This window comes from Streptomyces sp. SID12488, assembly GCF_010548275.1.
In the GTDB taxonomy this organism is placed as follows: Bacteria; Actinomycetota; Actinomycetes; order Streptomycetales; family Streptomycetaceae; genus Streptomyces.
In genome coordinates this window covers 27,907-40,859 of record NZ_JAAGLT010000034.1, presented here as the reverse complement: position 1 = coordinate 40,859, position 12,953 = coordinate 27,907, and the positions used below count along the sequence as shown (strand labels likewise).

Annotated in this window: 13 protein-coding genes; 10 read left to right on the top strand and 3 right to left on the bottom strand. The window is 71.5% G+C overall.

Translation table 11 applies throughout. The annotated features are described in order from the left end of the window. Nucleotides 1-5: 5 nt before the first annotated feature. The 8 genes from G3I56_RS35845 (at nt 6) to G3I56_RS35810 (ending at nt 8,372) form a co-directional block, all read left to right on the top strand. The gene (locus tag G3I56_RS35845; protein WP_164416501.1) at nt 6-608 is read left to right on the top strand and encodes a Uma2 family endonuclease; all 603 of its coding nucleotides are present in this window, start codon (nt 6-8) and stop codon (nt 606-608) included. Between the two features lie 37 nt (nt 609-645). Next, a complete protein-coding gene (gene mshB / locus G3I56_RS35840; protein WP_164416499.1) occupies nt 646-1,563 on the top strand; it encodes an N-acetyl-1-D-myo-inositol-2-amino-2-deoxy-alpha-D-glucopyranoside deacetylase in 918 nt (305 codons plus the stop codon). Next, a complete protein-coding gene (locus G3I56_RS35835; protein ID WP_164416497.1) occupies nt 1,560-2,015 on the top strand; it encodes a DUF6113 family protein in 456 nt (151 codons plus the stop codon). The genes mshB and G3I56_RS35835 overlap by 4 nt, the downstream gene beginning before the upstream one ends. Before the next feature lie 156 nt (nt 2,016-2,171). After that, nucleotides 2,172-4,712 (top strand): hypothetical protein, encoded by a 2,541-nt coding sequence (locus G3I56_RS35830; RefSeq protein WP_164416495.1) that lies wholly within the window; start codon nt 2,172-2,174, stop codon nt 4,710-4,712. A gap of 195 nt (nt 4,713-4,907) precedes the next feature. Then, nucleotides 4,908-5,846, top strand: a complete 939-nt coding sequence (locus G3I56_RS35825) for an ABC transporter ATP-binding protein (protein ID WP_164416493.1) — start codon at nt 4,908-4,910, stop codon at nt 5,844-5,846. Beyond that, complete coding sequence (locus tag G3I56_RS35820; protein ID WP_164416492.1) at nt 5,843-6,583, top strand: ABC transporter permease; 741 nt, start codon at nt 5,843-5,845, stop codon at nt 6,581-6,583. The genes G3I56_RS35825 and G3I56_RS35820 overlap by 4 nt, the downstream gene beginning before the upstream one ends. Beyond that, complete coding sequence (locus tag G3I56_RS35815; RefSeq protein ID WP_343240151.1) at nt 6,580-7,758, top strand: sensor histidine kinase; 1,179 nt, start codon at nt 6,580-6,582, stop codon at nt 7,756-7,758. The genes G3I56_RS35820 and G3I56_RS35815 overlap by 4 nt, the downstream gene beginning before the upstream one ends. Then, entirely contained in the window at nt 7,755-8,372 is a 618-nt protein-coding gene (locus G3I56_RS35810; RefSeq protein ID WP_164416490.1) for a response regulator transcription factor, read from the top strand. The genes G3I56_RS35815 and G3I56_RS35810 overlap by 4 nt, the downstream gene beginning before the upstream one ends. A 170-nt stretch (nt 8,373-8,542) precedes the next feature. Here G3I56_RS35810 and G3I56_RS35805 read toward each other — a convergent pair whose 3' ends face one another. Next, nucleotides 8,543-9,406 carry a transglutaminase-like domain-containing protein gene (locus G3I56_RS35805; protein WP_164416488.1) on the bottom strand — a complete coding sequence of 288 codons (864 nt, stop codon included), beginning with the start codon at nt 9,404-9,406 and terminating at the stop codon, nt 8,543-8,545. 17 nt (nt 9,407-9,423) lie between these two features. Beyond that, nucleotides 9,424-10,422, bottom strand: coding sequence for a GNAT family N-acetyltransferase (locus G3I56_RS35800; RefSeq protein WP_164416486.1), 999 nt, complete (start codon nt 10,420-10,422; stop codon nt 9,424-9,426). 139 nt (nt 10,423-10,561) lie between these two features. On the opposite strand from G3I56_RS35800, the gene fdxA reads away from it, so the two are divergent. Beyond that, complete coding sequence (gene fdxA / locus G3I56_RS35795) at nt 10,562-10,888, top strand: ferredoxin (protein WP_006375731.1); 327 nt, start codon at nt 10,562-10,564, stop codon at nt 10,886-10,888. A 112-nt stretch (nt 10,889-11,000) separates the two neighbouring features. Then, on the top strand, nt 11,001-12,095 hold the full coding sequence (locus G3I56_RS35790; protein WP_164416484.1) for a bifunctional succinyldiaminopimelate transaminase/glutamate-prephenate aminotransferase: 1,095 nt from the start codon (nt 11,001-11,003) through the stop codon (nt 12,093-12,095). 97 nt (nt 12,096-12,192) lie between these two features. Here G3I56_RS35790 and G3I56_RS35785 read toward each other — a convergent pair whose 3' ends face one another. Then, entirely contained in the window at nt 12,193-12,645 is a 453-nt protein-coding gene (locus G3I56_RS35785) for an ATP-binding protein (RefSeq protein ID WP_164416482.1), read from the bottom strand. Nucleotides 12,646-12,953 lie beyond the last annotated feature (308 nt).

Sequence of the window (12,953 nt, the reverse complement as noted above, 5' to 3'; positions counted from 1 at the left end):
GCGCCATGACCATCGCCCCGGACGACGCGCGACAGGCCGCCTCCCGCCTGTACCGGACCATGCGGGACTTCGTTCAGTCGACGGACGACACCCTCCCCGGGAAATTCGAGATCACCAAGGAAGGGATCGTTCACGACATGATGTCGCCGGGAGGGCCTCACGAGGTGACGGCAGCGCACGTCAGTCGCCGCCTGGAGAAGTCCATGCCGGACGAGTTGCTGGCCCACAACGGCACGCCCGATGTGGAGGACGAGCCTGAGGGCATCATGCGCCACCCCGACGTCATGGTGATCGCGTGGACCGATCTGAACGTTGAGGGCTCCATTGATCCCCGTACGGTCATCGCCGCCATCGAAGTGGTCTCCAAGTCCAACCCCGAGAACGACTGGGTCACCAAGATGCGCGACTACCCCCTGATCGGCATCCCGGTCTACGCGATCTTCGACCCCCGTACCGGAACCGGCGCCGTCCTCACCGACATCCACCCCACCCCCGGCGGCCCCCGATACGCCACCCGCAAGGACTTCGTCTACGGCGAGGACGTCACCATCGCCGAGTGGACGATCGCGACAACTGACCTGCCGCGTTACCGGGACGATGCCTCCTGAGAGTGGCCCGACCACCGCCGCCTCGTAGGCTGACCCCATGACGGAACCACCCGCCCGGCGTCTTCTTCTGGTGCACGCGCACCCGGACGACGAGTCGATCAACAACGGCGCGACCATGGCCAGGTACGCGGCCGAGGGGGCCCGGGTGACTCTTGTCACCTGCACCCTCGGTGAGCGCGGTGAGGTCATTCCGCCCGAGCTCGCGCATCTCGGCGGGGCCGCCCTCGGCGCGTACCGGCAGGGTGAGCTGGACGCGGCCATGCGTGCCCTCGGCGTCGCCGACCACCGGCTGCTCGGCGGAGCCGGCAGGTACGGGGACTCCGGGATGATGGGGCTCGCCGACAACGACGACCCCGGCTGCTTCTGGCAGGCGGACGTCGACGAGGCGGCCGGGTACCTCGTCGAGGTGATTCTCGAGGTCCGCCCGCAGGTCGTGGTGACCTACGACCCGGACGGCGGCTACGGCCACCCCGACCACATCCAGGCCCACCGTGTCGCCATGCGCGCCGTCGAGCTGGCCGCCGATGCCGGTTGGAGCGTCCCCAAGGTGTACTGGAACCGGGTGCCGCGTCCTGTCGCCGAGGAGGGCTTCGCGCGTCTGCGGGAGGCGCTGCCCGGGCTGCCCTTCGCCAAGGCCGGTGTCATCGACGACGTACCGGGTGTCGTGGACGAGGAGCGCATCACCACGGTCGTCGACGGGACCGCGTACGCCGCCGCCAAGGCCGCCGCGATGCGCGCCCACGCCACGCAGGTCGAGGTGGCCGAGCCCTGGTTCGCCCTCTCCAACCAGCAGGCCCAGCCGCTCTTCACCGACGAGTACTACGAGTTGGTGCGTGGTGAGCGTATTGAGCGTGGCGAGGGTGTTGAGCGTATTTCTGTGCGTGAGACCGATCTGTTCGACGGGATCGCAGTGACTGCAGTCACTGCAGTCACTGCGGAGGGTGGTGCGGGATGAGTGCGAACGGGAAGGCCCCTGCGGGCGAAGCCCGTGGGAAGGCCGTGGCCGGGGGCGGTCTGCTGGCGCAGCCGCTCGTCGGGCCCTCTCCGGGGCGGGCGGCGGGCTACTTGGGGCTCTTCGTCCTCGGGGCCGTCGTGGGGGCCGCGGGTGCGCTCCTCCAGGGTGCGTGGTTCCCGGGCGGGCTGCTGCTCGCGCTGGGCGGGGCTGCCGGGTTGTTCCTCGGCGGGGCGCGTGTTGTCGGCACGCGCGCCGGGGCGGTCGCGCCCGCGGCCGGCTGGATGGTCGCCGTCATCCTGCTCACCGCAAGCCGCCCGGAGGGGGACTTCCTGTTCGCCGCAGGAGTCGGCTCGTACCTCTTCCTCCTCGGTGGGATGGCGGTCGCTGTGATGTCCGCCACGCTCGCCCTGACGCGGCAACCGGACAGCCCCGCTGTCCGACTTGGCAAGTGACGTACTACTTCGCCGCCGCAACCGCGTGGGGGTCCGGTGACGGTTTCTCCGGCGGTCGTGGGATACGCGCCAGACGTGGCCAGTATGGTGGTGCGCGCCGCCGAGCTGCCCGCGTGAGGTCGCGTCGGGCGGCGGAGCCAACCGGGAGAACCTGCCTTGAGTCGTGAAACTGACAGTCCGTCCTCCGGGCCCAACGGGCGCGGAGGTGCCGCCTACCCCTCGGGGACACCGCCGTACGGCACGCCCATGGCGTCCGACGGCGGTCCGGACGCGGGCCGTTCGGCCGCGGAGCCGGACGGGCCCAAGACCGAGACCACGCTGACGACCCGGATCCGGATCAACATCCCCGGATCCCGGCCGATTCCGCCGGTCGTCCTCCGGACGCCCGTCGCGGACACCGAGTCCGCCGAGACCACCGGGACGCATGCGCGGCCCGGGACGGGAGGCGACGGCAGAACGCCGGGCGCGCCCATGTCCAACGGCGCTGCCGAGCCGTCCGCCGAATCCCCGGGCCAGCCCGGGGAGAAGACCAGCGACTGGTTCGCGCCGCGCAAGTCCGGTGCGCCCAATGGCGGTCCGGGCGGCGGCGCGAGCAACGGTGCGGGTCTGCCCGGTGTTTCGGGCTCCGCGCCCACGGGCGCCCCTCCGGGCGGCTCCAACGGCACGGGACCTGCGGGCGGTTCACGCCCCGGCGTTCCCAACGGCACCGGACCGGCGGGTGCTTCATCCCCCCGCGTTCCCAACGGTGTGGGTTCCTCGGGCTCGCGCCCCGGTCTTCCCAACGGTGTGGGTTCCTCGGGCTCGCGCCCCGGTCTGGGCGTCATGGGCGCCGCGGGCAACGCGGGCGGCCCACGCGCCGCCGGTGGCGGCAGCGGCGGCGGTACGAAGGGTGCCGGGCTCGGCGGTGCCACAGGCGCCGGTCCCGTGGCGCCGGGGCACGGCGGCGGCACCGGTTCCTTCGACGTGTCCGCGCTGGCGGCCGGGGCGGCCCCGTCGTCGCCGGGCGCAACTGCCTACCCGCCAGGCGGCAACTCCCGTAACCAGGGTGGTCCTGGCGCTGCGGCCGGAGCCCCCGACGGCCGTGGCGAGCCGCGCCGCGACGACCTGCCGTACTTCTCGGACAACGGGCAGTCCGGCCAGAACGGCCAGAATGGTCAAATCGGCCAGGGTGGTCCGAACGGCCAAGGCAGCCATGGCAGCCAAGGCGGCCCGAACGGCTTCGGCGGCCAGAACAACGGGTTCGGCCCGCAGAACGACTTCACGGCGCCCAACGACTTCACGGCGCCCAACGACTTCGGTGACTTCGGCGGCGGTCCGAACGGCCAGAACGGCTTCGGTGGGCCCGGCGGCCCGGGCGGACGCGGCCCCGCAGGCCCGACCGGCGGTCCCGTCACCGGAGACGGCCCGGTCGTCCCGCCCTTCGTCGGTGACGGCACCATGGCCCCCGGTGGCTCCGGCACGGGCGGGTTCGCCGCCGGGCTCAGCGACGACACCGCGATCCTGACCCCGCAGGTCCACGTCCCCGCCCCGGGCGCCGACGGCTACGGCGGCTACGGCGGCTCCGTGGACAACGTCTCCAGCTCCACCCTCACCAGCGGCATGCCCGTCGTCCCGACCGACCGGAACTCCCCGTTCGCGCCGGGCACGCACTCCGACGGACCGCTTCCGCACACCCCGCCCAAGCTGCCCGAGCCGGTGTCGCCGAGCACGCCCGCCGCCGCTGCCGCGCCCAAGGGCAAGAAGGCGAAGAAGAAGGGCCGCAGCAAGCTGACGTTGCTGGTCGTGGCCGTCTTCCTCATCGGCGGTGGCGCGTACGGCGCCGGGCTGCTGATGAACCACTCCGACGTGCCCAAGGGCACCACCGTGTTCGGTGTCGACATCGGCGGCGGTACCCGGGACGACGCGGTCAAGAAGCTCGACGAGGCCTTCGACGACCGGATGACGCAGTCGCTGAAGCTGTCGGTCGACGGAAAGACGGTCGAGCTCAAGCCGGACCAGGCGGGGCTCCAGTTCGACACCCAGGCCACGGTCCGGGCGGCGGCCGGCAGCGACTACAACCCGGTGTCGGTGATCGGCTCGCTCTTCGGACAGCAGCGGGTCGTCGAACCCGACATGCCGGTCGACGAGGAGAAGCTCGCCGCCGCACTCCAGCGGGTGGCAGGCGGGGCCAGTTCGGCGAGCGACGGCACGATCAAGTTCGTGTCCGGCAAGGCGGTCGCCGTCTACGGCAAGGCGGGCAAGGGCATCAACGCCGCCGCGGCGGCCGAGTCCGTCGAGAACGCCTACCGCAGCCAGGTGGAGAGCGGCACGAGTACGCCGGTCCAGGTGCCCACCAAGGCGCAGGAGCCGACGATCACCAACGCCGAGGTCGACCGGATGATGAAGAAGTTCGCCACCCCGGCGATGTCCGCCAACGTCACCGTCCGAGTGGACACCGGTGCGCCGACGCTGGAACTCAGCCCGAAGAACTCCCTGTGGAAGTTCCTCCAGGTGAAGCCGGTCAACGGCACCCTCGTCGAGGCGTACGACAAGGAAGCGCTCAAGGAGCTGTACGGCGGCCTCTTCAGCCAGGTCCTGATCCCGCGCGGTAACGGCAACAAGACTCCCGTCACCGTCGAGGACGTCATCGGCGCCCTGCGCCCGGCCCTGATCAGCACGACCGACCGGGTCGGCGTCATCGACACCAACCCGTCGTAAGCGCTCGGCAGCACGGCAACGCAGGTCAGGAGGGGCGCCCGGGAACACCGGGCGCCCCTCCTGACGTATGGGCAGGTCACCCTCGTACGCTGCTCCCGCCCGATCTCGCCCGTCCCGCTCGATGCCGTCCATGACATCTGTCATCCGCGAGTCAGGATCACCGGCACTGCCGGGCGGGCCGGGCCCGCGGCCACGATGGACCCCATGGAAACCACCTCCGTGGTCGAGTTCGACCAGGTCACGAAGAGCTACGGCGAGGTCCGGGCCGTCGACGGGCTCTCGCTCACCCTCCGGCCCGGCGAGACCGTGGCCCTGCTGGGCCCCAACGGCGCCGGCAAGTCGACCGCCCTGGACCTGCTCCTCGGTCTGAAGCAGCCCGACAGCGGCACGGTCCGCGTCCTCGGCCGCAGTCCCCGGGACGCCATCGTCGGCGGGCACGTCGGCGCCATGCTCCAGAGCGGCGGCCTGATGGACGAGGTCACCGTCCGCGAGCTCGTGTCGCTGGTCTGCGCCCTGCACCCGCGCCCCTTCCCGGTCGGCGAGGTCCTCTCCCGGGCCGGGATCACCCAGCTCGCCGACCGCAAGGTCAACAAGCTGTCCGGCGGCCAGGAGCAGCGCGTCCGGTTCGCGCTCGCCACGGCCGGGGACAGCGCCCTGATCGTCCTGGACGAACCCACGACCGGCATGGACGTCACCGCCCGCCAGGCCTTCTGGGCGACCATGCGCGAGCAGGCGGACCAGGGCCGGACGGTCCTGTTCGCCACCCACTACCTGGAGGAGGCGGACGCGATAGCTGACCGCGTCCTCGTCCTGCACCGGGGCCGCCTGCTGGCCGACGGCACGGCCGCCGAGATCAAGGCGAAGGCGGGCGCGCGCCGCATCTCCTTCGACCTGGAGACCGGGGAGAACGGGGAGGCCCCGGCGGGGGAGGCGGTCCTGCGGACCCTTCCCTTCCTCACCTCCCTCGACATATCCGGTCATACGGTCCGTATCCAGTCCTCCGACGCCGACGCGACCGTCCACGCCCTGTACGGGCTCGGCCTCTACCCGCGCAACCTCGAAGTGGCCGGACTGGGCCTTGAACAGGCGTTCGTCACGCTCACCGCCGCAGCCGAGGAGGCACGCACCTCATGAACGACCTCATCCGGCTCGAGATCACCCGGGCCCTGCGCAACCGCAAGTTCCTGTTCTTCTCGGTGATCTACCCCTCCGCGCTGTTCCTGCTGATCGCGGGCAGCGCCGACAGCACCACGAAGGTGCCGGGATCCGATCTCAGCCTCCCGACCTTCTTCATGGTCTCCATGGCCTCCTTCGGCGCCCTCACCGCCGTCCTGATGGGCAACAGCGAGCGCATCGCCAAGGAGCGCGAGAGCGGCTGGGTACGGCAGTTGCGGCTGACCCCGCTGCCGGGCCGGGGCTATGTGCTGGCGAAGACCGCGAGCGCGGCCGTGATCAGCCTCCCGTCGATCGTGATCGTCTTCGTCGTCGCGGCGGCGGTGAAGGACGTACGCCTGGACGCCTGGAAGTGGCTGGCGCTCACCGGCGCGATCTGGGTGGGCAGCCTGGTCTTCGCGGCCCTGGGTGTCGCCATCGGCTATCTGGCGAGCGGGGACGCGGTCCGCCCGATCACGATGATCGTGTACTTCGGCCTGTCCATGCTCGGCGGTCTGTGGATGCCGACGACGACCTTCCCCGACTGGCTCCAGGACATCGCGAAGTGGCTGCCCACGCACGCGTACGCTGCCCTGGGGCGGTCCATCGAGCTCGGCGACGCCCCGCAGGCGAAGGACGTGGCGATCCTGGCCGTCTCGTTCGTGCTCTTCGCGGGCGGCGCGGCCTGGCTGTACCGGAAGGACACGCTGAAGGCGTGAGCAGCGTCGGCATCGGGCAGCGCCCGACGACCCCCAAACGGCGGGTCATGAAGTCCCTGTGGATCGGCGTCTGGCTGGTCTACCTGGGCGCCCCCGTCAGCGACCTCCTCCACGGCGGCCACAGCACGGGCGTACGGGTCCTCGGCTGGCTGGGCCTTGCGGTCTTCGTCGCCTGGTACGCGGCCCTGGTCTTCCGTACGGGCCGCGGCGAGACCACCCGGCTGGTGGTGGCCTCCCTGGCGCTCCTCGCCGCCCAGGCGACCCTCCTGGCTCTCAGCCTGGGCCGCGAGTGGCTCGTCCTGTTCGTGTACGTCTCCACCTCGTCCGGCGCCGCCCTGCCGCTGCGCATGTCCCGCTGGGCGATCGCCGCCACGTCGGCCCTGATGACGGCCGTCGCGCTGACCCTCCCCGGCGGCCACTCCTACCTGGCCTCGCTCCTCGTCCCGGCCCTGCTCGGCGGCGCGGCCATGGCGGGCGTACGACAACTCGTGCGCACGACCATCGAGTTGCGCGAGGCCCGGGCCACGGTCGCCCAACTGGCGGCGAACGAGGAACGTCTGCGGCTGGCGAGGGACCTGCACGACCTGCTGGGCCACTCCCTCTCCCTGATCACCCTGAAGAGCGAGCTGGCCGGCCGGATGCTTCCCGACCACCCCGAGAAGGCTGCCCAGCAGGTGGCGGACATCGAGCAGGTGAGCCGCCAGGCCCTGGTGGACGTACGCGAGGCGGTGAGCGGCTACCGGCGCCCCCGGCTCGCCGGTGAACTGGCGGGCGCGCAGGTCGCGTTGACGGCGGCGGGCATCACGGCCGCCCTGCCCCCGGACCTTGACCCGGTCCCGGCCGACGCCGACGAGGAGGCGGAGTCCGCCCTCGCCTGGGCGCTGCGCGAGGCGGTGACGAACGTCGTACGGCACAGCGGGGCCCGGCGCTGCACGGTGGAGGTGCTGAGCCGCCAGACCCTGGGCGGCCCGGTCCTGGAACTCTCGGTCGAGGACGACGGCTCGGGCGACGGCTCGGCCGGTACCCCGGGCAACGGTCTCACCGGCCTCGCGGAACGCCTGGAGAAGGCGGGCGGCTCCCTGGAGACGTCCCGTACGAAACACGGCTTCCGCCTGGTGGCGAGGGTGCCGCAGGGCACAGCGTCAGCCCCGGCGGACGTAGGATCCGGTTCATGAGCCGCATGATCAAGGTCCTGTTGGCGGAGGACCAGTCGATGGTCCGCGAGGCGCTGGCCGCGCTGCTCGGCCTGGAGCCCGACATCGAGGTCGTGGTCCAAGTGGCGCGCGGCGACGAGGTGTTGCCGGCCGCCCGGGCCCACGCCGACCTGGACGTGGCCCTCCTGGACATCGAGATGCCGGGCGCCACGGGCATCGAGGCGGCGGGCCAGCTCCACCGGGAGTTCCCGTCCCTGAAGCTGGTCGTCCTCACGACCTTCGGCCGCCCCGGCTACCTCCGCACCGCCATGGAGGCCGGCGCGGACGCCTTCCTCGTCAAGGACGCCCCGGCCGCCCAACTCGCCGAAGCGGTACGCAAGGTACTGGCCGGGGAGCGGGTCATCGACCCCACCCTGGCGGCAGCAGCCCTGGCGGACGGCGCCAACCCTCTGACGGACCGCGAACGCGAGGTCCTGCGCGCGGCAGCGGACGGCGCGACGAACGCGGAACTGGCGACCACCCTCCACCTCTCCCAGGGCACGGTCCGCAACTACCTCTCCACAGCGATCCAGAAACTGACGGCACGGAACCGGACGGAGGCAGTGCGGATAGCGAGGGAGAAGGGCTGGCTGTAGAGGTCTTTCGTCGGGCTGGTGGCACGGTCACTTACCAACAAGGGCTGCGGCGACCGACCTAGGGGCGCGGGGCTGTATCCATTTGCGGCTCCGCCGCGTGGGCGCGACAAGCCACAACGCACCCGCACTCGCCCACGAACATGAACCCCTACGGCGCCTGGGCGATCTGCTCAGTTCAGCCGCGCCCGAGCCGCTCGGGCCTGCCCCCGCATCCTCTCGGCCGACGCCAGGTCAAACGCCGAAACAACCTCCGCATACCCCTCAAGCTCAGCCGCCCCCGCCAGGAACTCCCCCCTCCGCACCAGCAACTGAGCCCGCTCGTAACGCAACCGAGCCGGATGCGAGGGCAGCAGCAGCGCCAACTCCACCGCCCACAAGGACACTTCCGACCGCTCCGGCCGCGCCGCCCCCCACGCCCGGACGTTGTTCAGCACCCGCAACACCACATCCAGCGGATCCGCGGGCGCCAGCATCGACGGATCCAGCGCCTCCCCCGTGGCCCCGGCCACCAGCAACTCCGCGTCGTCCCCGCTCAACACCCGCCCCCCGTCGAAGGGATCGGCAAGCACCTGCTCGTCGACCGGGCCGAACCCGACGACGAAGTGCCCGGGCAGTGCGACCCCGTACACCGGCGCCCCCGCCCGCCGTGCGACCTCCATCCACACCACGGACAGCAGAATCGGCAACCCCCGCCGCCGCACCAGCACTTCGTGCAGCAGCGAGGACTCCAGCCGCTGATAGTCGGCGGGGCTGCCACCGAACCCGTGGCGCTCGCCCAGGAGTTCGCGCATGGCCGTCGCCCAGGCGCGCGGCCCGCCCGGCCGGAACGGCAACTGCCCTGCCAGTCGGTCGAGTTCCATCTGTACGGCGTCGATGCCGGCCTCGTCGAGCGCCCGGTCCGCGACCGCGCCCATCAGCAGGCACAGCGTCGTCAGATCGGGCCGCTCGGACCGGGCCTCGTCGGCGAACAGCCGCCGCAACTCGGCGGACCGGCCGGGCTCCGGGGGATAAGGCGGGGGATGCGGGAAACGCATAACAGGCCCGTGCCCTCTCACACCGATCGATAGTGGTGGTAGGAGTGATGCGCTGCGAACCCCATCCTGGCGTACAAAGCCCTTGCACCCGAGTTGTCGGCCTCCACCTGGAGCCAGGCGGCCGACGCCCCCTCCTCCAGCGCCTGCCCGGCCAATGCGGCCATGACAGCCGTCGCCAGCCCCCGCCGCCGCTGGGCGGGATCCACCTCGACGGCGCCGAACCCGGCCCACCGCCCGTCCACGACACACCGTCCGATGGCGGCCGGCGGTTCGCCCTCACCGCCCGGCACGGTCGCGAACCACACCGACGGGCCGCTCCCCAGCACCGCCAGGGCCACCTCACTCACACCCTTGCGCTGATACCGCGCGAGCCACGCCTCATCGGCCTCCCGCGACAGCACCACACCAGCCGTGTCCTCCTGGTCGGCGACGGGCGCCAGCCCCCCGACCCACAGCTCGGCCGTCACCTCACGCGTCCAGCCGCGCGCCTCCAACTGCGCGCACAGCAACTCCTGCGTGCCCTCGGCGCCGGTGGCCGTCTGGACGTAGGCGGGCAGGCCGCGCTCGCCGTACCAGCGCCGTACGACGGTCAGCGCCTCGTCGAGCGGGAGGCCGGGGTCGCCGACCGGCAGCACAGAGTTGGCCCGCCGGGTGAACCCGGCGGCGGCCCGCAGCTCCCAGTCGCCCAGCCGCTCGCTCTCCACCGGCTGCCAGGACCGCGCGGAGACCCGCGCCAGTTCCTCGTACGAGGCGGCGGGACCGCGACGCCGGGCGGGGGCCGCGGGGACGACCTTGCCCGCCACCAGGGACGCTTCCGTGACCCGGACACGCTCGCCGTTCCGCCGTGTGATCAGAAGCACACCAGCGTCTTCGTCCCATGATGTGAGAACACCGACCGTGTCGGTGAACCGCTCACCACCTGGGGGTTCTTCGTTCAGCCGTCGAACAGAGACACGTTTGCCCACGTCAGCAGCGGTGATGCGGACCTCGAGACGGCCGGCCGCGGAGATTTCCACAGGTCAGTTCACCCCTCCTGTATGGATCATGCCGTGGAACGGAGATACTAGGTGCGGGCATCGACGACGCCGCGCTCCCGCGCGCCAGGTGGCGGAGCCTGAACGGCTCGCCAGCGCCCTATCGAGGAGGAACGACAGCGTGACCTACGTCATCGCGCAGCCTTGTGTCGACGTCAAGGACAAGGCGTGCATCGAAGAGTGCCCGGTCGACTGCATCTACGAGGGCTCCCGGTCCTTGTACATCCACCCGGACGAATGCGTCGACTGCGGAGCCTGTGAGCCGGTCTGCCCGGTCGAAGCGATCTTCTACGAGGACGACACTCCGGAGGAGTGGAAGGACTACTACAAGGCGAACGTCGAGTACTTCGACGAGCTCGGCTCGCCCGGTGGCGCCAGCAAGCTGGGACTGATCGAGCGCGATCACCCCTTCATCGCCGCGCTGCCGCCGCAGAACCAGACCGGCTGAGAGCGGCCCGCAGAGTCTGTGCCGCCCCGGTCCCGTACGGCCCGATCACCTCGATCGTGTCGCCGTACGGGACCGAGGCGTTTGCCGCACGTACGAAAGTGAGCCAGTAACCGTGTCCTCCGCAGTCTCCGACCGCCTCCCCACCTTCCCCTGGGACAAGCTGGAGCCGTACAAGAAGACGGCCGCCACGCACCCGGACGGCATCGTCGACCTGTCGGTCGGCACGCCGGTCGACCCGGTCCCCGAGCTGATCCAGAAAGCGCTGGTGGCCGCGGCCGACTCGCCGGGGTATCCGACGGTCTGGGGCACACCGGAACTGCGCGACGCGCTCACCGCCTGGGTCGAACGGCGCCTAGGCGCCCGGGGCATCACCCACCGCCACGTTCTCCCGATCGTCGGCTCCAAGGAACTGGTCGCCTGGCTCCCGACGCAGCTGGGCCTCGGCCCGGGGGACAAGGTCGCCTACCCCCGCCTCGCCTACCCGACGTACGAGGTCGGCGCCCGCCTGGCCCGCGCGGAGTACGAGGTCTACGACGACCCCACCGAGCTGGACCCGACGAACCTGAAGCTGCTCTGGCTCAACTCGCCCTCGAACCCCACGGGCCGGGTGCTGAGCAAGGAGGAACTCAGGCGGACGGTTGCCTGGGCCCGCGAGCACGGTGTGCTGATCTTCTCCGACGAGTGCTACATCGAGCTGGGCTGGGAGGCCGACCCGGTCTCCGTGCTCCACCCGGACGTGTGCGGTGGCTCGTACGAGGGGATCGTGTCCGTCCACTCCCTCTCCAAGCGCTCCAACCTCGCCGGCTACCGCGCCGCCTTCCTCGCCGGTGACCCTGAGGTCCTCGGCCCGCTCCTGCAGATCCGCAAGCACGGCGGCATGATGACCTCGGCGCCCACCCAGGCGGCGGCCGTGGCCGCGCTCGGCGACGACACACACGTGAGCGAGCAGCGCGAACGGTACGCGGCCCGGCGTACGGCCCTGCGCGAGGCCCTGGTGCGGCACGGCTTCCGCATCGAGCACAGCGAGGCCAGCCTCTACCTGTGGGCCACCCGGGACGAGTCCTGCTGGGACACCGTCGCCCACCTCGCCGACCTGGGCATCCTGGTGGCGCCGGGCGACTTCTACGGCACGGCGGGCGAGACGTTCGTGCGCGTGGCCCTGACGGCGACGGACGAGCGGGTGGCGGCGGCGGTCGCCCGCCTGTAGGCGATCACCGCTTCACCTCTTTTCTCAAGCTGTACGACGGAGGGGCCCGGGGAAGATCCCCGGGCCCCTCCGCCATCACCTGGTCACCGCTGCTCGGTCAGCCCAGCGGCAGGCCCTGCAGGGGCAGCTGACCGGCGCCCGGCAGGCCCTTCGTGGGGAGCGCGTCCGTCGGCAGGCCGCCCTTCGTGGCCGTCGCCGCGGTGTCGCCGAGGAGGGCACCCGCGTCGCCCGCCGCTCCGCCTGCCGCCTTCTGCGCGGCGGGTGTGGCCTTCTTGGCGACCTGGCCGCCGGTCGCGCCCGCCGTCGGCACGGACTTCTTGACCGCTTCGCCGCCGGTCTGGCCCGCCAGCCCGGAGACGTTCTGAGCCGCGCCGTCGACGGTGTTGCCGACGTTCGCCCCGTCCAGGGCGGTCAGACCGCCCAGGTTCGGGGTGGCGGGCAGCCCGGCGGGCGCCGCGCTGGCGGCGCCGGCCGCACCGACCCCGGCTGCCGCTCCCGCTGCGACGAGCAGCGCTGCACGGGCGATCCGGCGGGTCAGGGGGAGGGACATGATGCTCCTGAGTGTCGGTTGACTGTGATCGTCCGGACTCGGACGCAGTGACTACCGCTCGAAGGGCCCTGAAGTTGCGGCGCCCCAATGTAAAGAGTTGGCAATGCGTCGCATTATCGGCTGCGGATAAAAACGGGCAAAAGCCACCCGGTCCGAAAGTCGGGTGAATCCTTGTGACGGGTTGCAGCCCTTTGTTCGCAAGGGTTTTGACGGACAGTGCGCGGATGGCGGAGTGACTCGGCGAAAACCCGCCCGGACTTCGGTCGGGACCCGTCAGGAGTAACCCTCCCGGGTGACGTCCCGTACTC